This window comes from Jeotgalicoccus aerolatus (assembly GCF_014635205.1).
In the GTDB taxonomy this organism is placed as follows: domain Bacteria; phylum Bacillota; class Bacilli; order Staphylococcales; family Salinicoccaceae; genus Jeotgalicoccus; species Jeotgalicoccus aerolatus.
The window spans coordinates 462,344-487,576 of the sequence record NZ_BMCN01000001.1 but is presented as its reverse complement, the minus strand read 5'-3'; the positions used below and the strand labels follow the sequence as shown (position 1 = coordinate 487,576).

26 protein-coding genes are annotated in these 25,233 nt (G+C 39.2%); 21 read left to right on the top strand and 5 right to left on the bottom strand.

Going from position 1 to position 25,233, the window contains the following annotated elements; translation table 11 throughout:
* Window positions 1-35: 35 nt before the first annotated feature.
* Window positions 36-728 carry a tRNA (adenine(22)-N(1))-methyltransferase gene (locus tag IEU81_RS02540; RefSeq protein ID WP_186090139.1) on the top strand — a complete coding sequence of 231 codons (693 nt, stop codon included), beginning with the start codon at window positions 36-38 and terminating at the stop codon, window positions 726-728.
* On the top strand, window positions 712-1,791 hold the full coding sequence (locus tag IEU81_RS02535; protein ID WP_186090137.1) for a Nif3-like dinuclear metal center hexameric protein: 1,080 nt from the start codon (window positions 712-714) through the stop codon (window positions 1,789-1,791). Before IEU81_RS02540 ends, IEU81_RS02535 begins: the two co-directional genes overlap by 17 nt.
* A 43-nt stretch (window positions 1,792-1,834) precedes the next feature.
* Here the strand turns inward: IEU81_RS02535 and IEU81_RS02530 are convergent, their stop codons facing one another.
* Window positions 1,835-2,797 carry a 4-hydroxy-3-methylbut-2-enyl diphosphate reductase gene (locus tag IEU81_RS02530; RefSeq protein WP_092594519.1) on the bottom strand — a complete coding sequence of 321 codons (963 nt, stop codon included), beginning with the start codon at window positions 2,795-2,797 and terminating at the stop codon, window positions 1,835-1,837.
* Between the two features lie 141 nt (window positions 2,798-2,938).
* Here IEU81_RS02530 and IEU81_RS02525 point away from each other — a divergent pair, with 141 nt between their 5' ends.
* The 5 genes from IEU81_RS02525 to IEU81_RS02505 all read left to right on the top strand — a co-directional run bounded on the left by IEU81_RS02525 (window position 2,939) and on the right by IEU81_RS02505 (window position 7,329).
* Entirely contained in the window at window positions 2,939-4,273 is a 1,335-nt protein-coding gene (locus tag IEU81_RS02525; protein ID WP_092594521.1) for a DEAD/DEAH box helicase, read from the top strand.
* Between the two features lie 16 nt (window positions 4,274-4,289).
* A complete protein-coding gene (locus IEU81_RS02520; protein WP_092594523.1) occupies window positions 4,290-5,195 on the top strand; it encodes a deoxyribonuclease IV in 906 nt (301 codons plus the stop codon).
* A 115-nt stretch (window positions 5,196-5,310) separates the two neighbouring features.
* Window positions 5,311-6,093 (top strand): metal ABC transporter ATP-binding protein, encoded by a 783-nt coding sequence (locus IEU81_RS02515; RefSeq protein WP_092594525.1) that lies wholly within the window; start codon window positions 5,311-5,313, stop codon window positions 6,091-6,093.
* Window positions 6,090-6,935 (top strand): metal ABC transporter permease, encoded by an 846-nt coding sequence (locus tag IEU81_RS02510; RefSeq protein ID WP_092594527.1) that lies wholly within the window; start codon window positions 6,090-6,092, stop codon window positions 6,933-6,935. The genes IEU81_RS02515 and IEU81_RS02510 overlap by 4 nt, the downstream gene beginning before the upstream one ends.
* Window positions 6,916-7,329: a Fur family transcriptional regulator gene (locus IEU81_RS02505; protein ID WP_186090135.1), complete on the top strand. Its 414-nt coding sequence runs from the start codon at window positions 6,916-6,918 to the stop codon at window positions 7,327-7,329. The genes IEU81_RS02510 and IEU81_RS02505 overlap by 20 nt, the downstream gene beginning before the upstream one ends.
* Before the next feature lie 60 nt (window positions 7,330-7,389).
* Here the strand turns inward: IEU81_RS02505 and ispG are convergent, their stop codons facing one another.
* Window positions 7,390-8,511, bottom strand: a complete 1,122-nt coding sequence (gene ispG / locus IEU81_RS02500) for a flavodoxin-dependent (E)-4-hydroxy-3-methylbut-2-enyl-diphosphate synthase (RefSeq protein ID WP_186090134.1) — start codon at window positions 8,509-8,511, stop codon at window positions 7,390-7,392.
* Between the two features lie 75 nt (window positions 8,512-8,586).
* Window positions 8,587-9,330 carry a DUF1189 family protein gene (locus IEU81_RS02495; RefSeq protein WP_186090132.1) on the bottom strand — a complete coding sequence of 248 codons (744 nt, stop codon included), beginning with the start codon at window positions 9,328-9,330 and terminating at the stop codon, window positions 8,587-8,589.
* Window positions 9,331-9,462: 132 nt separating this feature from the next.
* On the opposite strand from IEU81_RS02495, the gene IEU81_RS02490 reads away from it, so the two are divergent.
* The 11 genes from IEU81_RS02490 (at window position 9,463) to argH (ending at window position 21,690) form a co-directional block, all read left to right on the top strand.
* Window positions 9,463-10,065: a superoxide dismutase gene (locus IEU81_RS02490; protein ID WP_092594535.1), complete on the top strand. Its 603-nt coding sequence runs from the start codon at window positions 9,463-9,465 to the stop codon at window positions 10,063-10,065.
* Window positions 10,066-10,176: 111 nt separating this feature from the next.
* Window positions 10,177-12,360 carry a peptidoglycan D,D-transpeptidase FtsI family protein gene (locus tag IEU81_RS02485; protein ID WP_186090131.1) on the top strand — a complete coding sequence of 728 codons (2,184 nt, stop codon included), beginning with the start codon at window positions 10,177-10,179 and terminating at the stop codon, window positions 12,358-12,360.
* A 146-nt stretch (window positions 12,361-12,506) separates the two neighbouring features.
* The gene (locus tag IEU81_RS02480) at window positions 12,507-13,568 is read left to right on the top strand and encodes a PstS family phosphate ABC transporter substrate-binding protein (RefSeq protein ID WP_186090129.1); all 1,062 of its coding nucleotides are present in this window, start codon (window positions 12,507-12,509) and stop codon (window positions 13,566-13,568) included.
* Window positions 13,569-13,639: 71 nt separating this feature from the next.
* On the top strand, window positions 13,640-14,566 hold the full coding sequence (pstC, locus tag IEU81_RS02475; RefSeq protein ID WP_092594539.1) for a phosphate ABC transporter permease subunit PstC: 927 nt from the start codon (window positions 13,640-13,642) through the stop codon (window positions 14,564-14,566).
* 2 nt (window positions 14,567-14,568) lie between these two features.
* The gene (gene pstA, locus IEU81_RS02470) at window positions 14,569-15,447 is read left to right on the top strand and encodes a phosphate ABC transporter permease PstA (RefSeq protein WP_186090127.1); all 879 of its coding nucleotides are present in this window, start codon (window positions 14,569-14,571) and stop codon (window positions 15,445-15,447) included.
* 20 nt (window positions 15,448-15,467) lie between these two features.
* Window positions 15,468-16,310 carry a phosphate ABC transporter ATP-binding protein PstB gene (pstB, locus tag IEU81_RS02465; protein WP_186090126.1) on the top strand — a complete coding sequence of 281 codons (843 nt, stop codon included), beginning with the start codon at window positions 15,468-15,470 and terminating at the stop codon, window positions 16,308-16,310.
* A gap of 3 nt (window positions 16,311-16,313) precedes the next feature.
* Window positions 16,314-16,967 (top strand): phosphate signaling complex protein PhoU, encoded by a 654-nt coding sequence (gene phoU, locus IEU81_RS02460; protein WP_186090124.1) that lies wholly within the window; start codon window positions 16,314-16,316, stop codon window positions 16,965-16,967.
* 87 nt (window positions 16,968-17,054) lie between these two features.
* Window positions 17,055-17,627: a 5-formyltetrahydrofolate cyclo-ligase gene (locus IEU81_RS02455; protein ID WP_092594547.1), complete on the top strand. Its 573-nt coding sequence runs from the start codon at window positions 17,055-17,057 to the stop codon at window positions 17,625-17,627.
* A complete protein-coding gene (locus IEU81_RS02450; protein ID WP_186090122.1) occupies window positions 17,617-19,026 on the top strand; it encodes a rhomboid family protein in 1,410 nt (469 codons plus the stop codon). The genes IEU81_RS02455 and IEU81_RS02450 overlap by 11 nt, the downstream gene beginning before the upstream one ends.
* A gap of 89 nt (window positions 19,027-19,115) precedes the next feature.
* Window positions 19,116-20,324 carry an argininosuccinate synthase gene (locus IEU81_RS02445; RefSeq protein WP_092594552.1) on the top strand — a complete coding sequence of 403 codons (1,209 nt, stop codon included), beginning with the start codon at window positions 19,116-19,118 and terminating at the stop codon, window positions 20,322-20,324.
* The gene (gene argH / locus IEU81_RS02440; RefSeq protein WP_186090121.1) at window positions 20,317-21,690 is read left to right on the top strand and encodes an argininosuccinate lyase; all 1,374 of its coding nucleotides are present in this window, start codon (window positions 20,317-20,319) and stop codon (window positions 21,688-21,690) included. Before IEU81_RS02445 ends, argH begins: the two co-directional genes overlap by 8 nt.
* Before the next feature lie 56 nt (window positions 21,691-21,746).
* Here argH and IEU81_RS02435 read toward each other — a convergent pair whose 3' ends face one another.
* Entirely contained in the window at window positions 21,747-21,983 is a 237-nt protein-coding gene (locus IEU81_RS02435; RefSeq protein ID WP_092594556.1) for a DUF2759 family protein, read from the bottom strand.
* Window positions 21,984-22,081: 98 nt separating this feature from the next.
* On the opposite strand from IEU81_RS02435, the gene IEU81_RS02430 reads away from it, so the two are divergent.
* Complete coding sequence (locus tag IEU81_RS02430) at window positions 22,082-22,693, top strand: MBL fold metallo-hydrolase (RefSeq protein WP_092594558.1); 612 nt, start codon at window positions 22,082-22,084, stop codon at window positions 22,691-22,693.
* Window positions 22,694-22,741: 48 nt separating this feature from the next.
* Here the strand turns inward: IEU81_RS02430 and IEU81_RS02425 are convergent, their stop codons facing one another.
* Complete coding sequence (locus tag IEU81_RS02425) at window positions 22,742-22,990, bottom strand: DUF2626 family protein (protein ID WP_186090119.1); 249 nt, start codon at window positions 22,988-22,990, stop codon at window positions 22,742-22,744.
* Between the two features lie 224 nt (window positions 22,991-23,214).
* On the opposite strand from IEU81_RS02425, the gene IEU81_RS02420 reads away from it, so the two are divergent.
* Entirely contained in the window at window positions 23,215-24,207 is a 993-nt protein-coding gene (locus tag IEU81_RS02420; protein WP_186090117.1) for an ATPase, T2SS/T4P/T4SS family, read from the top strand.
* The gene (comGB, locus tag IEU81_RS02415; RefSeq protein WP_186090115.1) at window positions 24,170-25,225 is read left to right on the top strand and encodes a competence type IV pilus assembly protein ComGB; all 1,056 of its coding nucleotides are present in this window, start codon (window positions 24,170-24,172) and stop codon (window positions 25,223-25,225) included. The genes IEU81_RS02420 and comGB overlap by 38 nt, the downstream gene beginning before the upstream one ends.
* Window positions 25,226-25,233: the final 8 nt, after the last annotated feature.

The following is a 25,233-nucleotide window of genomic DNA, read 5'->3' as shown; positions in this document are numbered from 1 at the left end:
ATGGGAGTCTTTTTTTAATATACAGGAGTGAGAAAATGTTAAATCAAAGACTTAAGACAGTATCTGAATATATTCTTGGTGATACACTCGTCGATATCGGTTCCGATCACGCATATTTACCTATTTACGCTGTTCAGGAAAACATAATTACAAATGCAATTTGCGGTGAAATAGCCAGAGGGCCTTATGATTCTTCTGTAAAAAATGTTCAGGAAAATAAATTGTCGGATGAGATTATCGTCCGACTGGGTGATGGATTATCAATTCTGAGATCCGTAGACGACATGGATACAATTACGATATGCGGCATGGGCGGTCCTTTAATTGCCAGTATAATTGAAGACGGTATGAAATTCGTCAAAGATCATCCGCGTTTTATCATACAGGCGAATACATATCCGTATCCTATCCGTAAAGTCATGGCAGAACTTAATTACAAAATTACTGAAGAACTGCAATTAAAAGACGGACCTCATTTTTACGATATTATAGTTTTTGATTATTCAGAAGACACTGTGGATTACAGTGAAGCTGAACTGCGTTTCGGTCCTGAAAATATTAAAAAAAGAGAGCCTGTGTTTATCGCTCAGCTGGAACGTGAAAAGAGTCATATAGAGAAAATTTTAAATGGTATCAACGACAGAGAGAAGAATATAGATAAAGTAGAACGTCTTGAATCTAATCTTAAATATGTTGATGAGGTGCTGGAGAATGTTAAAGATAAGTGACCTTTTAAAAGAATTGAATGATATCGCTCCATTTTCCGATAGTGAATCCTGGGATAATACAGGACTTCTAGTCGGTAATATGGATGATAATGTCACGGGGATTATTACCGCGCTCGACTGCAGTATAGACACTGTAGAAGAAGCTGTTATTAAAAAAGCCAACGTCATTATCAGTCATCATCCTCTAATCTTTCCTAATGCGTCCAAAGTAGTTAATGAAGGTGCAGGCAAAGTAATAAGAAAACTGATTAAAGAAGATATTAATATGATAGCAATGCATACTAACCTGGATCATCAGTCCAACGGCGTCAGCCATATGATTGCAGAAGCACTCGGATTTCATGAAACTGAAATTCTATTGCCGCGGACTGGCAATTTTAAAAAGCTCAGAGTGAATATTAATGCTGAAGCAAAAGATGAATTCAAAGAGAATTTATTGAAATATTCTCCGGCAGGAACTATGGGTGAGTATACAGAAGTCAGTTATGAGTACGAGGTAAAGGGCCAATTCATTCCCGGAGAGGCAGCTGATCCTGCAATCGGCAAAGCCGGTCAAAAGGAACATGTCGATGAGTTTGTGATTGAATGTATGTTCGACGGTAAGGACCAGCAGTCTGTCATCGATGCTGTAATGCAATATCATCCATATGAAGTACCTGCCTATGATATCCTTTCTCTGGATAAAGCATCGGAAACAGGACTCGGTGTGAAATTTAATTACGGGGATACACTGGAAAGTCTCACGGAATTAATCCGGGTGAAAACTGGGATTAATATTGTAAATACGGTAAAAGGTAATGATGATATTATTCAAACAGCTGCTGTTATCGGCGGCTCTGGAATGAGCTATGCTGATGATGTATTTAACAGCGGTGCTGATGTGCTGATTACAGGTGACGTCAAATATCACGAAGCATATGATGCAAAGGCTGCCGGTTTTAATATTATTGATGCCGGGCATTACTTAGAAGTGATAATGAAACAAGGACTTGCTGAACTGCTTGCACAGAAAATAGATGTGCCGGTGGAAGCTTCGACAATTTCAACCAATCCATTTGAATAAAAAAATACCGCAAAATCTGTTATTAGATTTTGCGGTTATTTTATTACTCCATTACTTTTACTGGAGTTGGATTCTTAATTTTAGGGAGAATTTTTGCCATTGGCACATGTGACTCAGGTGCAGTTTGAGCTTCGATGTTATAATTTTTAATATAATCGATAACTTCTTTAACGATTGGAGTCGGTGTGGATGCACCTGCAGTTATGGCTACTTTTTCAACACCTTCAAGCCATTCGTTTTTCAGTTCATTCAGCGAACTGATACGGTAAGCATTAGTATGTGCAATTTCTTTAGATACCTGTGCCAATCGGTTAGAGTTATTACTCTTCGGATCACCTACAACAATTAGTAAATCTGCTTCGCCGGCTTGTTCGGCTACAGCTTCTTGTCTGACTTGTGTTGCGAGACAGATTTCCTTATGCACTTCGATGTGCGGGTATCTGACTTTTAGATCTTCCATTATGTGACTGACATCCCATTGACTCATCGTCGTCTGGTTGGTAACGATCAGTTTCTTATTTGACAGTCCGTCAGGCAGTGCCTGAACATCTTCTGGTGTTTCGATTAAGTGAACATGATCCGGAGATACACCCACAGCGCCTTCAGGTTCAGGATGATCTTTTTTCCCGATATAAATGACATCGTAATCATCAGCAGTTTTCTCTCTGATCAGATCGTGTGTAAACTCCACATCAGGGCATGTCGCATCGATGCAGACCAGGCCTTTTTCTTTAGCCCGTTCTTTGACTTGCGGCGATACACCGTGTGCAGTAAAAATAACTGTGCCATTTTCGATCTGTTCGAGGATTTCAAGGCGATTAGGACCGTCCAGCGTAATGATGCCTTCTTCTTCAAATGCATCAGTCACATGTTTGTTGTGTACAATCATTCCTAAAATATATATGGGACGCGGCAGAGACTTATCGAGTGAAGCGTTGCGGGCGATGACCATCGCATCGACAACACCGTAGCAGTATCCGCGTGGTGAGATTTTAATAATATCCATAAGTTGAACTCCTCCTTACTCTTGATTATAACTAATTTTCTGCAATATTCAAATCATCCAAATGACCGAACGATTATTATAGCGTAAAAATGCATTTTTAGTTATAATTGATAAGGAGTTTGAAAGGGACAGGTGACATATATGTCAAATGCATTTAAAAGATTTGAATTTAACAATACAATGCTCGATGCAATAGAGAACATCGGGTTTACTCATCCAACACTAGTACAGGAGCGCGTCATTCCGCGTATTTTAAAAGGCGGGAATGTTGTTGCACAATCTGCAACCGGCAGCGGAAAAAGCCATGCCTTCTTACTGCCGCTGATTTACAATATTGACGAAAGTCAAAAAGTGCCGCAGGTTATCATTATGGCACCAACGAGAGAACTTGCAAGACAGCTCGATCATATGGCAAAAAAAGTACTCGAATCATTCGATGAAATTAGCTGCCGTGCATTTGTCGGCGGTACGGAGATGAAACGTGACGAAGAACGTGCACGTCAAAATCCGCAGCTTGTTATCGGTACGCCAACGCGTATTAAAGATTTAATCGACAGCCAGGCGCTGGATATTCATGCAGCAAACGCTATTGTCATTGATGAAGCCGATTTAATGGTAGACCTCGGCTTTATGGAAGATGTCGATTATATTTCCAACCGCATTTCGACTGACAGCCAGTTTCTGGTATTTTCGGCCACTATCCCTGAACCGTTAAAACACTTTATGGAAAAATATATAGGTGAAACTGAAATTATAGTTATTGATACTCCGCTTAACAAAGCATCAATTCATTATAGTCTAGTTCCGGTTAAAGGCAGCAGCAGATTAGAAAAAACACTGCAGCTTACTCAAAATATTACACCTTATATCGGTTTGATTTTTGCCAATTCACGCGAACGCGCTGACGAACTCTTTTCTTATTTAAAAGAGTCTGGCATCAATGTTGGACTGTTTCACGGCGGCTTAAAACCGCGTGAACGTACTCAGGAAATTAAAAAGATTGAAAATCTCGATTACCATTGGGTAGTTGCCAGCGACTTGGCTTCACGCGGCCTCGATTTCGACGGCGCATCACATGTCATTAATTACGACATTCCAAAACAGATTGAATTCTTCACGCACAGAGTCGGCCGTGTCGGCAGAGGGACATACAGCGGTGTCGCAATTACTTTATACGAACCGAGTGAAGAAAACGAAATTGATTTACTTGAGAAAAAAGGCTACGTCTTTAATCATGAAGACATCAGAGGCGGAGAATTAAGAGAGATTAAAGACCGGACAATGCGTACAGGCAGGTCTAAACGCAGTAAAACAAATAAAACACAGAACTATAAAGTGCGCAGTCCTAAAAAAGTGAAACCTGGCTATAAGAAAAAAATTAAGTTCCAAAAAGAAGAGCTGGAACGTCAGGAAAGACGCCGTTATGCAAAAGCTAAATCCCGCAATGAGAAAAAACGCAAGCAAAAAGATAAATAAGCAGAGGTTGATATAAATGCTATTGGGTTCACATGTATCGATGAGCGGCAAGAAAATGCTTGAAGAATCAGTGACAACTGCAGCAGGTTACGGTGCATCTACATTTATGATTTATACCGGTGCACCTCAAAATACACGCCGTAAAAAAATAGAGGATTTAAATATCGACAAGGGACATGAGGCCATGTCAGAGCATGGCATTAAAAACTTCGTCGTTCATGCACCTTATATTATTAACATTGCCAATACCGAAAAAGATCACGTTTTTAATCTCGGTGTTGACTTCCTGCAAGAAGAAATTGTCCGCACCGAAGCGCTGGGATCAAAACAGATCGTTCTTCATCCCGGTTCTCATGTCGGTGCAGGCAGTGAAGCTGGAATTAAACAGATCGTTAAAGGATTAAATGAAGTGCTGACTAACGAGAACGATGTGCATATTGCTTTAGAAACAATGGCAGGAAAAGGCTCAGAAGTCGGCAGAACTTTTGAAGAAATTGCTCAAATTATTGACGGTGTAACAAATAACGAACGATTAAGCGTCACCTTTGATACTTGCCATGTTCACGATGCCGGCTACGATATTAAGAATGATTTTGATGGGGTCTTAAACCATTTTGATAAAATCATCGGTATAGACCGCATCAAGATACTACACATGAATGATTCAAAAAATGAAGCAGGGGCGCATAAAGACAGACATGAAAACTTCGGTTTTGGTCATATTGGATTTGATGCACTGCATTACATTATTAATCATCCGGAATTTACCGATATTCCAAAAATATTAGAAACTCCATTTGTCGGGCCGGATAAGAATAACCGTAATGCACCATATAAGCATGAAATAGAAATGATTAAATCGGGTGAATTTGACCCGAGTCTGCTTGTTAAGATTAATCCGGCAATGTCGGAAGTTGAATAATTTAATTGTAAAAAGAGCGTCTCATATGAGACGCTCTTTTTCGTAATCATTACTATTTACAAAGCGTAATGATTCCTGTACAATATAACAGGACATAAAAAAAGGAGTCTTGCTAATGGCTGTGCCAGTATTTGAAATTAAAGATGTCACGTATGAGTATAAAGATAAAATGGAAGCAACACCTGCACTGCAGAATATTTCTTTTTCAATTAATGAAGGAGAATTTTTAGCTATTGTCGGACCAAATGGATCAGGAAAGTCTACACTGCTAAAATTAATACTCGGCGTATATAAACTGCAGCAGGGCCAAATACTGATTAACGGTAAAAATCGTAAATCGTTTAATGCCTGGCAGGATATCGGTTATGTATCACAAAAGGCTGCAGCCCATGCCAAAGGTTTTCCTGCAACAGTGAAAGAAGTCGTACTGAGCGGACTGACTAAAGAGAAAGGTTTATTCAAGCGCTTTAATAGAAAAGACAATGAACAGCTCGATAAAACACTTGAACTGCTTGATATCAGCCATATTAAATACCAAAATGTATCTAATTTGTCAGGCGGTCAGGCACAGCGTGTTTTTATCGCGCGTGCATTGATTAATAACCCTTCTATATTAGTACTGGATGAGCCGACAGAAGGTATAGACAGTAAACATGTGAAAGATTTTTACAATGTGCTATTTAAATTAAAAGAAAAAGATGTAACGATTCTGCTCGTAACACATGATATTGGTGTTGTTGTCGACAATGCTGACAGAGTCGCCTGCTTAAATGAACATCTTCATTTCCACGGTACGAATACAGAATTCCAAAATCTCGGTGAAGCTGAACTGTCAAAGATCTACGGTTTTCCTCTGCAGCTCGTATCGCATAATCACCAGAGGGAGTGCTGTAAATGATAGAGGCAATACTAAACTATGATTTTATGAGGTATTCTTTTATCAGCGGAATTATCGTAGGTTTAATTGCACCGCTGCTCGGGACCTTCATCGTCGTCAGAAGACTGTCGTTAATCGCTGATGCGCTGAGTCATGTCGCACTTGGCGGTATTGCATTTGGAGTATATTTAACGTCAATATTTAATATAGTGATTAATCCTGTTGTTTCAGGTGTGGTTTTTTCGGTGATCGGTGCACTTGGAATTGAAAAGCTGAGAGGTTTGTATAAACATTATTCGGAAATTGCAATACCGATTATTATGAGTCTCGGCATTGCACTCAGTGTCTTATTTTTGTCGCTGGCCAATGGTTTTAATCAGGACCTCTTCGGTTATCTGTTCGGCAGCATTAGCGCTGTCAGTTTCAGCGATCTGATTTTAATTAGTATAATCGGTGTGATTGTTGTCCTGTTCGTCTTTTTCCTTTATAAGGAAATGTTCTTTATATCATTCGATGAAGAATATGCCGGTGTCATGAAACTGAGCAAGTATATTCATATTATATTTATCATCCTGGTTGCACTAGTTATCAGTGCATCGATGCGCATTGTCGGAATACTTTTAGTCAGTGCGATGATGACCCTGCCTGTGGCGAGTGCGATGCGAATTACATCTAGCTTTAAACAGCTGATGTTTGTCAGTATACTTTTCGGAGAAGCTGCAGTGATTGCAGGGCTGTTTTTAGGTTTCCACCTGGATATTTCTCCAGGCGGTACAATCGTTCTCGTATCTATTGCTATTTTATTATGTACGCTTGTATTAAATCGTGTAGGAGTGGTTAAAAATGCACAAAGAACTCGCTGATTACGAACTCATGCTGAAAGATGCAAAATTTAAAGTGACAAAAAAACGCCTGCGCATGATAGAACTGTTCATGGAAGACGAACGATATTTATCTGCAAAAGAAATACAGGAAATGATGAATAAGGAATATCCGGGAATCAGCTACGATACTATTTACCGGAACCTTCATACACTGAAAGATATCAATGTATTGGAACAGACGACATTCTCAGGAGAAATGCAATATAAAATATCATGTACGGATCATCATCACCACCACTTTATTTGTGAAAGCTGCGGTGAAACGCGCGTCGTCCAGTATTGTCCTGTACAGACATGGGAAAATGAACTGGATGGTGTAAAAATTAACAGTCACAAGGTTGAGCTTTACGGATTATGTGAAGCCTGCCGATAAAAATTAAGAACAAACAGCCCGAATTCCTATAGTTGGAATTCGGGCTGTTTGTTTTAAAAATTATTTCGCTTCGGCTTCTTCTTTTTCGAGACGCTGTTTTTCATGATAAGCTTCAGCCATAATGTCGATTTCTTTTTTCAGTTCATCAACCATTGTTTCTTCAGGTACTTTACGTACCGTCTTACCATGCATGAACAAGAGTCCTTCACCACGTGCACCGGCAATACCGATATCGGCTTCGCGTGCTTCACCTGGACCATTTACTGCACAGCCGAGAACTGCGACTTTAAGCGGTGCTTTAACATTGGATATATATTCTTCCATTTCGTTAGCAATTGCAATTAAGTCGATTTCTATACGGCCGCATGTTGGGCAGGCGATAAGCGTTGCCGCGTTGCTGGCAAGTCCGAAAGTTTTGAGAAGCTCTTTACATACTTTAATTTCTTCAACCGGATCTGCAGACAGAGAAATACGCATTGTATTTCCGATACCTTTAGAAATGATTGTGCCAAGTCCAGCAGCACTTTTAACAGTACCTGCAAACAATGTGCCGCTTTCTGTAATTCCGATATGCAGCGGATAATCAAATGCTTTAGAAGCTTTTTCATACGCTTCAACAGCGAGATTAACGTCTGATGCTTTCATAGATACGATAATATCGTGGAAGTCCAGATCTTCTAAAATCTTAATATGGTGCAGTGCACTTTCGACCATACCGTCGGCAGTAGGGTAGCCGTATTTTTTAATAATATGGCGTTCGAGACTGCCGGCGTTAACTCCGATACGGATTGGAATTCCTTTTGCTTTACATGCTTTAACGACTTCTTCGACTTTTTCGCGGCGTCCGATATTACCCGGATTAATACGGATTTTATCTGCACCGCCTTCAACAGCAATTAATGCAAGTTTGTAGTCGAAGTGAATATCGACAACAAGCGGTATATTGATACGCTTTTTAATTTCTGCAATCGCGAGCGCATCTTCTTCTTTTGGACATGCAACGCGAACAATCTGACATCCTGCTTCTTCAAGCTCGTTAATTTGAGCAACCGTAGCTTCAACATCATGCGTCTTCGTTGTTGTCATACTCTGAATGATAATTTCATCGGCTCCGCCGATAGTAAGATCGCCAACTTTAACTTTTCTAGTTTGTGTACGATGTGTAATTCCAGACATATACAAGCCCCTAATCTAAAATTCTTTCTAATTCATAATTACATTATAATAAAAAAACGAGACAAATGTAACCATCTTGCATTACGAATGCGTTTTCTTTTGCTGCGGCAGTTTTTTCAAGTAGTAATAATAAGGAATCAGAGCAATTAATAGTATGAACCAGTAAAATGTTTCAGTGAACACTGCGATAATTCCAATTGGCAGGCTGAGCAGCATCATGATATAAGAACCAATTTTAAACCAGTTCATATAATCTGTTTTTCTTCCTGCTAATTTTGCTGTAAAACTTAAGAACAGCGATAAAAACAGCATTAAAGTAAAAATGAAAAAATAAATAACTACTATATAAATAGCAACGTACAGAAAAATATAAAAATACAGACTCGACATTTGGCTCGTAACGAATTGTTTGAGCGACTCATCATCGGTAATATCTCCGATGAAGCTGTAGCTGAATGTGCCATTTTGAATGCCGCTGATATAAATGCCGTCATTAAGAAATGCGAACAGCACCGAGCTGGACAGCTCATCTGCATTTTCAGTAGTAATTTCGGATGTGAACAGAACTTCATTTTCATTTAAACTGATCAGACTGTCCTCACCCCGATATACGCCGTTATCAATTTGAAAATCAGGTATTTCATCATCTATTTCTGTCAGCTGTCCAAAAGTATTGACCGTCGATGTCAGAGAAGTGATCACCGGCAGTGAAATAAAAACAGATAGAATCAATATGTTTAACAGCAGGTACCGAAAGGGTACTGTACGAAATAGAGGATACTTTTTAAATGTCACGAGACGTTTAATAAAATCAAAATATTTCATTCTCTCATCCTTAATAAGTGAAATAATAAGACCTTAGTCTTATTTAATAAAACATTAAGCAATCTAATTGTTATTTTAACATCAAATTGCTATATTTAGGATGTAAACAATTTTGAAGGGAGATTTTTAATTATGGCTTTTGAATTACCAAAATTACCATATGCTTATGATGCTTTAGAACCACACATCGACAAAGAAACGATGGAGATTCACCACTCTAAGCACCATAACACTTATGTAACAAAATTAAACGACGCAGTTAAAGGTACTGATCTCGAGTCTAAATCTATCGAAGAAATTGTTAAAAACTTAGACGCTGTACCAGAAAACATCAAGACTGCGGTACGTAATAACGGTGGGGGACACCTTAACCACTCATTATTCTGGGAATTACTTTCACCAGAACAAAAAGAACTTTCAGGTGAGCTGAAAGAAGCAATCGAATCTGCATTCGGTTCAGTTGATAAATTTAAAGAAGAATTTGAAGCAGCAGCAGCTGGACGTTTCGGTTCAGGCTGGGCTTGGCTGGTTGTTAACAACGGTGCTTTAGAAATTACTAGCACGCCTAACCAGGACAACCCTGTATCTGAAGGTAAAACTCCAGTATTTGGTGTTGACGTTTGGGAACACGCTTACTACCTTAAATACCAAAACAAACGCCCTGAATATTTAAGCGCGATTTGGAACGTAGTAAACTGGGATAAAGTTAACGAATTATACCAAACTGCTAAATAATACAGTAATATATTGAAGACAGGGGATTTATCCTCTGTCTTTTTTATTTTGGCTTATCTGCTTATAAATATGTTAAAATGATGTGGACTTTATAAAAGGGTATGATGCGGTTTGAAACGAGCAAAAATTAAAAGCTTAGATGCAATCAATAAACAAGTGCTGCGGTCGCGTATTAATATAATTATGCTGATTATTTTTCTTTTATTTCTAGTATTAATTATACGGCTCGGCTATTTGCAAATTGTTCTCGGTGATACATATCAGGAACAGGTTGAGAATGCTCAATATGTCGAAATCAATCAGAGTGTCCCCCGCGGTGAAATATATGACCGCAACGGTAATCTACTCGTCGGCAATACAGCAGAAAAAGCAATTTACTTTACAAGACACAGAAATATGTCAAATTTTGAAATAATGGATGTTGCTGAAAGCCTCAGCTCATACATTCAAATGGACACTGAGACACTGTCGCTTAGAGATAAGCAGGATTACATTATTAACAACTATCCCGGTGAATTGTCAGCAATCATGCCGGAACAAGTGACGCTGCTTGAAAACGGCGGAATATCTCAAAATGAGTTTAATGAAGATGCATACAGCACTATCGATGAAGAATTTGCAAATTCAGTTTTAAATGAAGAAGATCTTAACGTCATTGCAGTTTATGTTCAAATGGCCTCAGCCAGCGAGCTGAATCCTGTCATTGTAAAAAGTGAAGATGTTACAGAGGAAGAATTTGCTCGTGTTAATGAAGATTTAGAACAGCTGGCAGGAATTTCAACCGGTCTAGACTGGCAGAGAAATTACCCTTACGATGCAGCACTGCGTACAGTACTTGGAGAAGTGTCAACGAATGAAGAAGGACTGCCGCGTGAACTCGTTGATTACTATCAGGCGCTCGGCTACTCAAGAAATGACAGAGTAGGTAAATCTTATTTAGAATTCCAGTATGAGAATGTTCTTCGCGGTGAAAAACCTCAAGTTAAATATACGACTGACAAGTCGGGAAGAGTCACAGGAGAAGAAACAATCAAAGAAGGTAAAGCCGGTGAAGATTTATATTTAACTATCGATATTGAACTGCAGCTTGAGCTTGAGAAAATTGCAGAACATCACCTGACAGGCATCCGTGAAATGGCTGAAGAAATTGTTGAAATGGACGAAGAGAACGGTGATATAGATTATACGATTATTCCTGAATATATCGACACTGTTCAGCTCGTCGTTCAAGATCCAAATAATGGTGATATTTTGGCGATGGTCGGTAAACATATTAATGAAGACGGTGATATTGTCGATTATGATTACGGCACACTGACCGCCACATATGTACCGGGTTCATCTGTAAAAGGTGCGACGGTGGCAACCGGTTACCAGGAAGATGTACTCGACGTCGGAGAAACTTTGATCGATGAACCAATGACTTTTGCCGGCACTGATACGGTCAGCTCCTTCTTTAACCGTAATGATCAAGTGCCGGTAGACGATCAGCGGGCCTTGATGGTTTCTTCCAACACTTACATGTTCAAAATTGCCCTCGCTTTAATGGGAGAACAATATAGTGCCGATATGCCGCTGCCGACCGATGTTACAGAAGCCGGTTATGATTTAAGAAACGGCCTAAATCAGTTTGGACTGGGTGTGTCAACCGGAATCGATCTTCCAAATGAAGCAATCGGCCTGTCACCTCAGCTGACGAACCCTATGAACTATCTGTACTTAAGTATCGGACAGTATGACACGTATACTGCGCTGCAGCTGTCTCAGTACATGTCTACTTTTGCTGCAGACGGCAAACGCGTCCAGCAGCATTTAGCTAAAGAAGTCAGAGGCAGCAACGCAAATGATAAAGGACCTGTCTTGAATTCATACGGGACAAATGTTTTAAATACCATTCCGATGACTGATAACCAGCTGAATCAGATTCAAAATGGTTTTTACGATGTATTCAATACGCATGATGAGAGCAGAGATATGTACGGCACAGGCTGGGATGCTTATCACGATTTAGAACCTAAGGCTGCCGGCAAAACGGGTACAGCAGAAAGCTTCCGTGACGGCGATCCCGTACTGAATCAGACTTATCTCGGATATGCACCGTACGATCAACCGGACATGGCATTTTCTATAATATTCCCGACTATGCCGAGTACCGTTCCCTTCTTCCCTGCACAGTATATGGGGCAGGATGTTATAGAGAAATACTACGAACTGTACTATGGTCAGGAAAGTAAACCTCTATATAATTACGATGCAGAAGATTTCTATACTCAATTAGAATATGGCAGTTATTAGTCTTAAAAGGCATTAAATCAATTGATTTAATGCCTTTTTTCTATATTTACATAACCTTAACAATCAATTAATTTTATATTTACAATAGTACTCTAGAATATGAATGTAAGATAAATTACTAGATACTAATTGGAGGAATTTTAGCTATGAAGAAGAATTTGTTTCTTGCTGCGCTACTAATGAGTTTAATGTTCATTTTAGCGGCTTGTTCTGACTCAGGATCAGAAGAAGACACTGGCAGTGAAGATGCGTCAACTGAAGAAGGTACAGAAAGCGAAGGTACTGAAGAAAGTACTGAAGAATCTACTGAGGAAGATACTGAAGACGAAAGCGCTGAAGGCGGCTCATCTGCAGAAGTTACAGGTACTGTAAACGAAGATGACGAGCAAATCGCTGGTGAAGGTTCATCTACAGTATTCCCTATACTTAACCTTTTAGTTGAAGACTTTAACGCAGACCACGGTGTGGCAGTTGAACTTGGAGGTAACGGAACTGGATCAGGTTTCAGTGCGTTAATCGAAGGTTCAGCACAATTTGCTAACGCATCACGCGGTATTGAGCAGGAAGAAATTGATGCTCTTGAAGAAGCTGGAATCGAATGGACAGAATTCCTAGTAGCTACTGACGGTTTAACTGTAGCAGTTAACCCGGCTAACGACTTTGTAGAAGATTTAACGTTCGAAGAACTTAAAATGATCTACAGCGGCGAAGCGACTAACTGGTCAGATGTTCGTGAAGACTTCCCTGAAGAACCGATCACTGCATACGGTCCAGACCAGTCACATGGTACTCACGACTTTTTCAATGAAGAAGTAATGGAAGAAGAGGGCGTTCAAGGTCAGCTTATCCAGGATACTAACCAAGTTGTTTCATCAGTAGTTGGAGACGAAAATGCAATTGGTTTCTTCGGTTACAGTTTCTACCAGGAAAACCAAGATTCACTTAAAGCAGTTTCAATTTCAGGTCCTGACAGCGAAGAAGCTGTTGAACCTTCATTTGAAAATGTAATGGACTTCTCTTATCCATTATCTCGTCCACTATACGTATATGCTGATAATGCTGTATTAGAAGAGAATGAAACTTTCCACACATTCATGGAATTCACTCTTAAAAATTCACAATCAGCAGCTGAGGAAGTTGGATATGTACCTCTTGAAGACGCAGCGCTTGAAGAAGAACTTGCTAAACTTCCAAACTTAGAACAATAAGAAAATAAAATCTTATAACAAATGGACGGGGAGGCTTTTATCCCGTCCATTTTTAAAGTAAAGAGAGGCTTATGATGAGCAATAATAAAATCAGAGATCAAATCGTAAAAAATACACGAAACAAATCCAATGTGTTCGAGAAAATTATTCCAGTCATTTTAATATTAATTACTTTGGTTTCCGTTCTTGCAACAATTGGAATTTTAGTAACCCTTATTACAGAATCACTAGAGTTTTTCAGCAGAGTGCCAATTACTGAATTCCTGACTTCAGCAACCTGGCAGCCGTACGTAGGTGATGGTGAATGGGGAATATGGGCGCTTATTATGGGCACGCTTAAAATTGTAATAATAGCAGTCATCATTGCTGTGCCAATCGGTCTAGGTGCTGCCATTTACTTAAGTGAATACGCAACTGAAAAAGTCAGACGTATTATTAAACCTATTTTAGAAGTACTTGCAGGTATTCCAACCGTAGTTTACGGGTTCTTTGCAATTAACTTTGTAAACCCGATCCTCCAATCAATATACAGCGGTTTTGGTTTATACAATGCAGTATCAGCAGGTATAGTTGTTGGTATTATGATTATTCCTATGATTGCAAGTCTTAGTGAAGATGCAATGAGTTCAGTACCGGCTTCAATGCGAGAAGGCTCATTAGGAATGGGTGCTACACGTCTTGAAACAACAATTAGAGTAGTTATCCCAGCTGCATTTTCAGGTATTATCGCTTCATTTGTACTTGCGATCTCACGTGCAATTGGTGAAACAATGATCGTATCTATTGCCGCAGGTTCTACTCCTAACGCAAGTTTCGATGTGACAGAGCCGCTGCAGACGATGACCGGATTTATCGTTCAGATCACTTCAGGTGACGCTGCATTCGGTACAAACTTATACTACAGCCTGTTTGCGGTAGGTATGGCATTATTCGTAATGACATTATTAATGAATATCATCGCAGCATGGTTCACTAACAGATACAAGGAGGATTACTAAGCATGACGTTGATAGATAAAGATGTTATCGCTAAAAAGCGTCCCGGCAGACAATCTAGAAACCAGATTTTAAAATGGTTATTCTTTCTTTGTACAATGTTTGGACTGGCAGTACTGATTCTTCTCATTGCAGATACACTGATGGATGGATGGGATCGTCTGAACATGGACTTCCTGACTAATTTCAACTCGAGCAGAGCTGAAAATGCCGGTTTTTTCGGAGCAATAATCGGATCACTTTGGCTGATGCTTGTTACTGCACCAGTTGCAATTATTTTATCAGTCGGTACAGCATTGTATTTAGAAGAATATGCACCAAAGAATAAAATTACAGATTTCATTAAAATAAATATTTCTAACCTTGCTGGTGTTCCATCCGTAGTATTCGGTCTTTTAGGACTCGCAATGTTTGTTAGAGCGCTTGCGCTTGGCAACTCTGTGCTTGCTGCAGGATTAACACTTGCTTTAATGATCCTCCCGGTTATCGTTGTTTCAGCACAGGAAGCGATTCGTGCAGTTCCTGAATCAGTGCGAGAAGCCTCAGTCGGTATGGGCGCAACTAAATGGCAGACAGTATCAAGAATCATTTTACCTGCCGCAATACCTGGTATCATTACTGGTATTATTCTTGCACTATCACGTGCAATTGGTGAGACAGCACCGCTTGTTGTTATCGGGGTGCCGACGACACTGCTCGTCACACCGACAAGTGTTTTAGATTCATTCCAGGCAATGCCGATGCAGATTTACAGCTGGGTTAAAATGCCAGCTGAGGAGTTCCAATATATTGCAGCCGCAGGTATTATCGTACTGCTTGTGATCCTGCTTCTAATGAACTCAGTCGCAATTTTCATACGTAATAAGTTTTCTAAAAGATATTAATCATTAAAGGAGTTTTATATATGGCAGAACTAAAAAGTGTCAAAACTACAGTAAAAGAAAATACACAGCCGCAAAATGATAAAAGAGATTCAATTATTCAGGAGGACAAAGAGATTGTTTTCCAGTCTAAAAACTTTAATCTCTGGTACGGTGATAATCACGCTCTTCAAGATATCAATCTGACTTTCCATGAAAATGATATCAATGCAATTATTGGACCATCAGGCTGCGGGAAATCAACTTTTGTTAAATCATTAAACCGTATGACGGAACTCGTTCCAATTGTTCGTACAGAAGGGGAAATCCAATTCCGCGGAGATGATATTTTCAACAGCGGCATGTCAGTTGAAGAATTAAGAACTCGTGTAGGTATGGTTTTCCAAAAACCAAACCCGTTCCCTAAATCAATCTATGACAATGTTGCATACGGTCCTCGTGTACACGGTATTAAAAAGAAATCTATTCTTGATGAAGTAGTAGAAAAATCATTGCGCAGCGCTTCAATCTGGGACGAAGTAAAAGATCGTCTGAATGATAATGCATATGGATTATCAGGCGGACAGCAACAGCGTATTTGTATTGCACGTGCATTGGCTGTTGAACCCGAAGTTATTCTAATGGATGAACCGACGAGTGCACTTGATCCGATTTCTACGACTAAAATTGAAGATTTAATGCAGGAACTTAAAAAAGACTACAGCATTATTATCGTAACGCACAACATGCAGCAGGCTGCACGTGTATCAGACAGAACTTCTTTCTTCTACCAAGGTTATGTTGTTGAATCAGATGATACGAATGTTATTTTTGAAAACCCTTCTGACAAACGTACGGAAGATTACGTTTCCGGCAGATTCGGTTAAAATATGACTGTCTATCGTGAGAAGTTCCAGGATGAACTTGAATCACTGATCAGCGAATGTATTAAACTTGGTAAAGAATGTCATAAAAGATTGGCCAGAGCTGTTGAAATTCTAGTTGCGGATGATATAGAAGAAGCCAGAAATTTAGTTAAAGCTGATGTTGAGATTAATAAGATGGAAGCAGCTATTAATGCACATTCTATTAATTTAATTACAACACAGGCACCAGTGGCCAGCGATTTAAGACTGATTATTTCATGCATTAAAATCGCTGATGATCTCGAGCGTATCGGTGATAATATTGGCAACATTGCCGAAGTCAGAAAGCGCATTAAGATTACAAATGAGCGTACGCTTCTCCGTTTTAAAACGATGGAGCGGCTGGCTTCACTAATGCTGGAAGATGTATACACAGCATTTAAAGAAAAGGATATTGATCTGCTTCATGAAATCATCACGCGGGATCAGGATATCGATGCAGTGTTTGTTCAAATTACGACTTCCGATATATTTGAAGAATCGGATGCATTTTTAACCGGCCAAATACAGCTGACAGCAAAATATCTGGAACGTATCGGCGATCACATTAAAAGTATTGCTGAGCACATATATTTCATCCAGACGGGTGAACAATACGAAAAGAATAAATATCAGTAACTATCAAGCCTCCAGTTATTCTGGAGGTTTTTTCTATATTCATATAGAATAACTGTATGCGTAAAAATATTAGCGGGGGGAATTTTTATGACTAAAAAAGAAATACGTCAGAATATGATCAAGGTGTTAAAGTCAATATCTGAAGACAACAGATTAGAAGCTGAAAACAGCATTACAGCGAACGCCTTAGAATTCATTAAACATAAGGAGTACAGCAGCGTCGGCATCGTACTGCCTATGAAAATAGAATATAATACATGGAAGTTAATTGACGAAATGATTCAACTTAACATCGAAGTGTATTCACCACAGTGTCACTATGATGACAAGTCTATGACTTTTCACCGTCTGACTTCGAGAGACGAAGTCGGCAGTGATGAAAAGGGTATACCCATTCCAAATACAGATGCAGCTGTAAATAATAATGTAGATCTTTTAATCGTCCCTGGGCTGGTTTTCAGTACTGACGGTTACCGTATTGGCTACGGCGGCGGATTCTATGATCGCTTTTTAACGACTTTCAAAGGAGATACTGCTTCTGTAATTTTTAGTGAGCAGCTGGGAGAAACAATCGTCCAGCCGCATGATCTGCCTGTAGACATTCTAATTACAGACAAAGAAATTTTAAGGACAAAAGAAGTGAGAGATAATGAAGAATAAATGGCAGGCAGCCTTTGAAGTTGCAAAGTATACAAATTATGATTTTCTTCACTACGACAGCTCGACTGAAATTATCTGGCTAAAAGATATTAAAAAGAAAACACTCTTATGTCTAATCGACCTGGACTTAACTGACAGTGAGCTCGAAGCGATAACTGATAACATATTCGATTCTCAGGATAACCTTAGCCGTACTGCAGGATTTAAAGTTAAAACGATAAATTTATATCATCTGACAGATAAAAAGTTTACAAGGAAGTTTAAATCAAAAACGCTGCGGGTGAATCACCGCACCGTTAAAAATCTGGAACAAATTATCTCAAATCCATTTTACAAAATTGATCTGAAATATAAAAAAACGAAAGATGACAGTTTTTATAAACGCAGACTGATGTCCCGTCATCCTTTTGAAAAATATATGATTAAGTTTACACCGATGACGCTTCTGCTCGTTACTTTAAATACAATCGTTCTCTTAATCAACTTAATCTTTATTCATCTGTTTCATACAGATGAACTGACCAATCTATTAGCAGTCAGTCACTACGAGGTATCATCAGGTGAATACTACAGGCTCGTCACCAGCACTTTCTTACATGCCGGTATCAGCCATTTTCTAGTTAATATATTTGCCCTGTATATACTCGGTAAATTCGTGGAAGGTATTTATACACCATGGCACTTATTGATTACTTATCTGGCATCAGGGACGATTGCCAGCCTGTTTTCGCTCGTTTTTATTACCGAGGGTATTTCACTCGGTGCCAGCGGAGCTGTATACGGACTGCTGGGATTAATTATTATGTATTTATTACTCACTAGAAAAATCAAAGTAAAATTAATAATCCAGATTATCGTTGTATTTGCAGTAGTTTCAGCCTTATCTATGTTTACGGCAAATATTAATCATTATGCACATATCGGCGGACTAATCATTGGACTGCTGCTCGGTGTCATTTTCAACTTTAGGAAAGTTAAAATTAAATGTACAATTATCGCCTTAATTGTACTTATTTTGTTTACAATGTTCAGCCATTACGGTATGAACCAGCAAACATCCATCCATCCCATGGATGATGAAGCAATGTACTATTATGAAAATGAAGAGTACGACCAGGCATTGCAGGTTGTAAATAATTCAATTAACAAAGAAGTCGCAACTGATATGACCTACTATATACTCGGCGAATTATACCGTGAAAGCGGCAATGAAGAAAAAGGGCAGGAGTATGTGGATAAGAGCTATGAAATGGACCCGTCGAATGAACTGGCAGCCATAGAAAAAATACTGGAATACAGAAAAGTTCAGGACTATGAAAATATGAATAAAGCCATAGATCAGCTTGACTCTCCGATAGAAGATAAAGAGCTGCAGATCCTCGTCGACGAAGCAAATTAATATTATGTATAAATATACTTGAATATGTAAGTTTATGATGTTAGTATATTAATTATCAAGAAAACAAATAAACTTATGAGGTGACATAAATGGCACAGAAAAAAGTAGTTTTAGCATATTCAGGCGGTTTAGACACAAGCGTAACGATTCAGTGGTTTATCGATAAAGGATTCGACGTAGTGGCTGTATGTCTCGATGTCGGTGAAGGTAAAGATCTGGATCAGGTACATGATAAAGCACTTAAAATGGGTGCCAGCGAATGTCACATTATTAATACACAAAAAGAATTTGCAGAAGATTTTGTTGCATATACAATTTACGGCAACTCAATGTATGAAGAAAAATATCCGCTTGTTTCAGCACTCAGCCGTCCGCTGATTTCTAAAAAATTAGTGGAAATTGCTCATGAAACACATGCAGATTACGTGGCACACGGCTGTACTGGTAAAGGGAACGACCAGGTGCGTTTCGAAGTGGCAATTAAATCACTGGACCCGACAATAAAAGTGCTCGCACCGGTTCGTGAATGGACATGGTCAAGAGAAGAAGAAATCGAATATGCAAGAGAGCACAATATTCCGATTCCAATCGATTTAGATTCACCATATTCAGTAGACCAGAACTTATGGGGCAGAAGTAACGAGTGCGGTATTCTCGAAGATCCTTGGGCAGCACCGCCGGAAGATGCATATGATCTGACAGCAAATGTTAAAAATGCACCGGATGAGGCTGAAGAGCTCTTAATTACTTACGAAAAAGGGCTGCCTGTTGCTGTTAACGGTCAAAAATATGAACTGCACGAATTGATTCTGCATTTAAATAACGTAGCTGGCAAGCACGGTATCGGCAGAATCGACCACGTTGAAAACAGACTCGTTGGTATTAAATCGAGAGAAATATATGAAACACCTGCAGCTAAAGTTATTTTAACTGCTAAACACGACCTTGAAACCATTACTTTGACGAAAGACATTGCACACTTCAAGCCGGTTATTGAACAGAAGTATACAGAACAAGTGTATAACGGCTTATGGTTTACACCGTTATCCGATACTTTAAGAGCGACATTAAAAGATATGCAGCAGCCGGTTAACGGTGAGGTGCGTGTAGAACTGTACAAAGGGAATGTTACTGTAACCGGCCGTAAATCAGAAAATAGTCTTTATAATGAAAAATTGGCAACATATACTAAGGAAGATGCATTTAACCAGGAAGCATCTGTCGGTTTCATCGAAATCTTCGGACTGCCGACTAAAGTTAAAGCAATGCTTGAACAGGGAGTTGCTGTGGATGAGTAAAAAGGCTTGGGGCGGAAGGTTCCAGGAAGAATCAATATCATGGGTGGAAGAGTTTAATGCTTCCATCCATTTTGATAAAGTTTTAATCGAAGAAGATATTAACGGCAGCCTAGCGCATGCTGGCATGCTGGCAGCACAAAATATTATCTCTGAAGATGAATACAGTCAAATTAAAGCCGGCCTTCTAAGCATATTAGAGGACTATAATAAAGGTCAGTTAACATTCAGCGTCTCTCGTGAAGATATTCATATGAACGTTGAAGCAGCGCTGATTGAAAAAATCGGTTCTGCCGGCGGCAAGCTCCATACAGCCAGAAGCAGAAATGACCAAGTTGCGACTGATATGCATTTATTTGTTAAAAAAGAAGTGAATGCAGTCATACAAGCGACAGAAATGCTGCAGCAGACCATCATCGATTTAGCCGAGGCACATATCGATGTCATTATGCCGGGTTATACACACTTGCAGCGTGCTCAGCCAATTTTGTTTTCACATCATATTATGACTTACTTTTGGATGCTGGAGCGCGATAAATCCCGTTTTAACGATTCATTAAAGCGTATTGATTTATCACCATTAGGTGCAGGTGCAATCAGCGGTACGACATTTAACATCGACCGTTTCCAGACTAAGGATGACCTGGGTTTTGAAGGCATATATCACAACAGCATGGATGCGGTGAGCGACAGAGATTATATCGTTGAAACACTGTCGAACATTTCTCTGTCTATGGTTCACTTATCAAGATTATCAGAAGAGTTAATATTCTGGACGACAGATGAAGCGAATTTCGTCACATTAAGCGATGCATTTACAACGGGATCATCTATGATGCCCCAGAAGAAAAATCCGGATATGGCCGAATTAATCCGCGGTAAAACAGGCCGCACATCCGGACATTTAATGGCTATGCTGATGTTATTAAAAGGTCTGCCTCTAACTTACAACAAAGATATGCAGGAAGATAAAGAGGGGCTGTTCGATTCATTAACGACTATTAAAGGGTCGCTTAAAATTATGAACGGCATGCTTGAAACATTAACGATTAATGAAGCAGTGCTTGAAGCAGCGGTAAATGAAGACTTTTCAAATGCAACAGAACTGGCCGACTATTTAGTAGCGAAAGGTATTCCGTTCAGAGACTCCCATGAAATTGTAGGAAAACTGGTACTGACATGCATTAACCAGGGTATCTACTTAAAAGATCTGACACTGGAGGCATTTAAAGATGCCAGCGAAGTTATTGAGGATGATATTTATAATATTTTATCTCCAAAAGTTGTTGTTAACAGACGAGTCAGTTATGGATCGACAGGCACAGAATCAGTAAAACAGCAAATAGAAGTTGCTAAAAATCATATGTAAATAAAAAATCCCTTCCGTTTAAATAACGGAAGGGATTTTAACATTTCATTTTTTAATTAACCGAGATCCGGATAGCCGAATGTGAAGATTGTTGCCAGTGCCCAAAGACCAAAGACCAGTACTGTAATTGCACTGAAAGCGGCACCCAGTAAGTTTTTAGCTTTCATTGAGTTTAATAGCCCGATGATTCCAAAAACAGCTACCAGACCCATTAAAATAGCAAGTGCATTAACACCGATTCTAATCGTTAATCCGCCAATAGTAAATAAATCTCCTGTATCGAAGAAAGGCATTATGTTGACCCCCTAATCATTCTCTTTAAACAATCACTTAATAATATTGTATAATTAATATATACTTTTGTCGAGAACATTTTGGAGAGTGATTATTAATGAAAATAACAAGATTGCCTTTAGGTGCATTATCAACAAACTGCTACATTATCAGTACGAAAGAAAGTGCTCTGCTTGTCGATCCTTCAGCAGAAGCTAAAGTAATTATCGGCAAACTGAAAGATATCGGGCTGCCGGTAGATGCTATCCTGTTAACTCATACACATTACGATCATTTTGGCGCTTTGGATGAAGTGCAGGCTTTTACAGGTGCAGAAGTGTATATGTCAGATATAGAAAAGGACTGGCTGACAGACACCTCAAAAAACGGCTCAATTCGATTCACTGAGGAGATCACTTCTTCTGTGAGACCAAATACCTTAAAAGAAGGGCCGTGCACGCTAGGGGCCTTTAAATTCGATGTCATTCATACACCCGGACATTCACCGGGCTCTTTATCTTACAAATTCGAAGATTTTATCGTATCAGGGGACGTGCTGTTCAATAAGGGTGTCGGCCGCACAGACTTATACGGCGGTTCGGAAGCTGAACTCATGTATTCTATTAAAGAAAAATTATTTAAGCTGGATCCGGCAACTACTGTATACGCAGGTCATAATATACCGACCACAATCGGTGACGAAAAAGAAAATAACCCTTACGTCCGGTAATTTCCATATTAAAAAGGCAGGAACATAAAATGTTCCTGCCTTTTTTGATTAATGCTGATTCCCAAATGATGGTTCGAGCAAGAATGTTGTGTAGTATGTAAAGCCGACAAAGAATATCACTAAATATGCAGCGAATACGTACATGTACATTCTTTCAGTTAATTTCATATATCCCAGTAAAACAAAGAAGCCAGTCTGTGCAACGAATAATAAAGTCATTGTAACCATATCTCCGATGTAGAACAGAATTGCAAACATTGCAGTCCAGAATCCTAGCATTTTAAATACTTTATCCATGTGATACATCCTCCCACCTGAATACTTTCACATATCATTAGCTTTAATTATAGATAATACTTTCAACAATGTAAATAGGAATTACATTTATTTCGCTGTAATTAAATTCCAAAACTATATGAGTTGGTGTAAAAAGTTAAGCAGTTTTACTATTTTTGTATTTGAACGACTTTTTTAAAAGGAAATCGCACTTTTTGCCTATATATAGGGTAGGAGGTGTTTTTTTGAAACAGTTAGCAGAATCAATTATTAAAGATGCATATGACAGCGGAGCGAGCGATATTCATATTACGTTTGAAAAAACCGGCGGATCGGTTAGAAAACGTGTTCGCGGAAAGATGGCAGCCGTCCGCATGCTGGAAACCGATATGCTGAAACGGCTGATTAACTATTTAAAGTTCATTGCAGAACTGGATATTAACGAGCACAAAATCCCGCAAAGCGGCCGGACTAGTTTTTACATCGGTAAATTGTTGTGCAATATCCGTGTCAGTACACTTCCGCTGACCATTATGAAAGAAATTGTAGTCATCAGACTGCTGAACAACAGTGCAGAAAAAACGTCTGCAGAACTTTTTTATAACCAGTCGGATTACGACTTTTTACTTGAGTATATGAAGCTGTCTCAAGGGCTTATTTTATTTACAGGACCTACAGGTTCAGGAAAAAGCACTGTCATGTACAGACTGGCAGCCGAAACTGCTGCTGAACAGACCCGGCAAATTATCAGTATCGAGGACCCCGTTGAGTTTGACATTGATCACGTCGTCCAGGCCGAAATAAATGACAAAGCCAATTTAAGTTATGGACCGCTGATACGCGGCGTTTTGCGCTGTGACCCGGATATAGTGCTCTTTGGAGAAATCAGGGACAAAATTATTGCTGAGGAATTATTAAAAACCAGCTTATCAGGCCACTTAGTTATTTCAACCTTTCACTCAAAAAGTGCTTTAAGCACGCTGACCCGTTTAAAAGACTACGGTTTATTCAAAGAAGAAATGACTGAAAGTATTTCTTTGATCGTCAACCAGCGGCTGATTCATGCAGAGCAGGGCTCTTTTATCGTCTATGAATATATAGATGCCGAAATGATCGCTCTGCATTTAAACGGTGATCATCCAAATTATAAAACTATCGGAGATAAATTAAGCGATATGCATAAGGAAGGAGGACTGACCGATGAAGAATTTGAATATTACAATCGGACCTTCCAATAAGCTTGGCAAATATGATGCGCATTTTTTAATTAAACTTGCCGCACTTTTAAAGAACGGTTTTACGATGCAGCAGGCCTTAATATTCTTAACGGAGCAGTACGAAGTCATCAAAGCACAAGATAAAGCCGCTGCACTCGCATTGATTAATTCAGGTGCCGCTTTAAGTGCTGTACTTAAAAGTTTGGGCTTCTCAAAGTCGATTATTATGCAGGTATCATTTGCAGAAATTCACGGAGAAATTATTACCAATTTAGAACAGTCCGGAGAATATTTAAACACACGCAGAAAAACTGTTCAGAAGCTGATTAAAACATTGCAGTATCCGCTGGTGCTTGTATCGATCTTTATCATTATGCTGGTGCTGTTAAACTATACGGTCATTCCGCAGTTTAACGATTTATACAGTGCCATGCAGGCGGATAAAACATCACTCGTCAATATATTGACATTTATATTGAACTATTTGCCTTACACGGCACTCGGTGTGCTGATAATCATAATGCTTATCAGCGTTACGATTTTGCTGATCACACGTATGAAAAATACTAAGAGAGCTGCACATATGCTGCTGAGCATCCCGCTTGTCAGAACTTATTTTAAATATTATGTGACCTACCGCTTTTCGCGAGAGTTCGGCTATTTTTTAAATAACGGACTCGAAGTAAAAGAAATTATTATGCTGCTTAAAACGCAGACGATTAACCGTTATTTAAATATGACAGCTCGCATGCTTGAAGAAAAACTGCTGGCCGGAATATCGCTGTCAGAAGCCATCGAACAGCAGAATGTGCTGGATCAGAGACTGGCTGTATTTGTCAGCCACGGTGAGTACAACAGTGATGTCGGCAAGGAATTAATCATCTACAGTGAATATTCTCTTGAAAATATAATAATCAAAATAGAGAATTTAACGAAGAAAATTCAGCCGGTCATATTTCTAATTCTCGGACTTTTAATCGTTTGTCTGTATTTAGTGATCGTTCTGCCGATATTTAACATGATGTCTAACATCCAATAATTCAGGAG

Bases quoted from the DNA above. Each gene is read 5' to 3' on its own strand.
- IEU81_RS02540 (WP_186090139.1), top strand. From the start codon at position 36: ATGTTAAATCAAAGACTTAAGACAGTATCTGAATATATTCTTGGTGAT.
- IEU81_RS02535 (WP_186090137.1), top strand. From the start codon at position 712: ATGTTAAAGATAAGTGACCTTTTAAAAGAATTGAATGATATCGCTCCA.
- IEU81_RS02530 (WP_092594519.1), bottom strand. From the start codon at position 2,797: ATGGATATTATTAAAATCTCACCACGCGGATACTGCTACGGTGTTGTC.
- IEU81_RS02525 (WP_092594521.1), top strand. From the start codon at position 2,939: ATGTCAAATGCATTTAAAAGATTTGAATTTAACAATACAATGCTCGAT.
- IEU81_RS02520 (WP_092594523.1), top strand. From the start codon at position 4,290: ATGCTATTGGGTTCACATGTATCGATGAGCGGCAAGAAAATGCTTGAA.
- IEU81_RS02515 (WP_092594525.1), top strand. From the start codon at position 5,311: ATGGCTGTGCCAGTATTTGAAATTAAAGATGTCACGTATGAGTATAAA.
- IEU81_RS02510 (WP_092594527.1), top strand. From the start codon at position 6,090: ATGATAGAGGCAATACTAAACTATGATTTTATGAGGTATTCTTTTATC.
- IEU81_RS02505 (WP_186090135.1), top strand. From the start codon at position 6,916: ATGCACAAAGAACTCGCTGATTACGAACTCATGCTGAAAGATGCAAAA.
- IEU81_RS02495 (WP_186090132.1), bottom strand. From the start codon at position 9,330: ATGAAATATTTTGATTTTATTAAACGTCTCGTGACATTTAAAAAGTAT.
- IEU81_RS02490 (WP_092594535.1), top strand. From the start codon at position 9,463: ATGGCTTTTGAATTACCAAAATTACCATATGCTTATGATGCTTTAGAA.
- IEU81_RS02480 (WP_186090129.1), top strand. From the start codon at position 12,507: ATGAAGAAGAATTTGTTTCTTGCTGCGCTACTAATGAGTTTAATGTTC.
- pstC (WP_092594539.1), top strand. From the start codon at position 13,640: ATGATGAGCAATAATAAAATCAGAGATCAAATCGTAAAAAATACACGA.
- pstA (WP_186090127.1), top strand. From the start codon at position 14,569: ATGACGTTGATAGATAAAGATGTTATCGCTAAAAAGCGTCCCGGCAGA.
- pstB (WP_186090126.1), top strand. From the start codon at position 15,468: ATGGCAGAACTAAAAAGTGTCAAAACTACAGTAAAAGAAAATACACAG.
- phoU (WP_186090124.1), top strand. From the start codon at position 16,314: ATGACTGTCTATCGTGAGAAGTTCCAGGATGAACTTGAATCACTGATC.
- IEU81_RS02455 (WP_092594547.1), top strand. From the start codon at position 17,055: ATGACTAAAAAAGAAATACGTCAGAATATGATCAAGGTGTTAAAGTCA.
- IEU81_RS02450 (WP_186090122.1), top strand. From the start codon at position 17,617: ATGAAGAATAAATGGCAGGCAGCCTTTGAAGTTGCAAAGTATACAAAT.
- IEU81_RS02445 (WP_092594552.1), top strand. From the start codon at position 19,116: ATGGCACAGAAAAAAGTAGTTTTAGCATATTCAGGCGGTTTAGACACA.
- argH (WP_186090121.1), top strand. From the start codon at position 20,317: ATGAGTAAAAAGGCTTGGGGCGGAAGGTTCCAGGAAGAATCAATATCA.
- IEU81_RS02435 (WP_092594556.1), bottom strand. From the start codon at position 21,983: ATGCCTTTCTTCGATACAGGAGATTTATTTACTATTGGCGGATTAACG.
- IEU81_RS02430 (WP_092594558.1), top strand. From the start codon at position 22,082: ATGAAAATAACAAGATTGCCTTTAGGTGCATTATCAACAAACTGCTAC.
- IEU81_RS02425 (WP_186090119.1), bottom strand. From the start codon at position 22,990: ATGGATAAAGTATTTAAAATGCTAGGATTCTGGACTGCAATGTTTGCA.
- comGB (WP_186090115.1), top strand. From the start codon at position 24,170: ATGAAGAATTTGAATATTACAATCGGACCTTCCAATAAGCTTGGCAAA.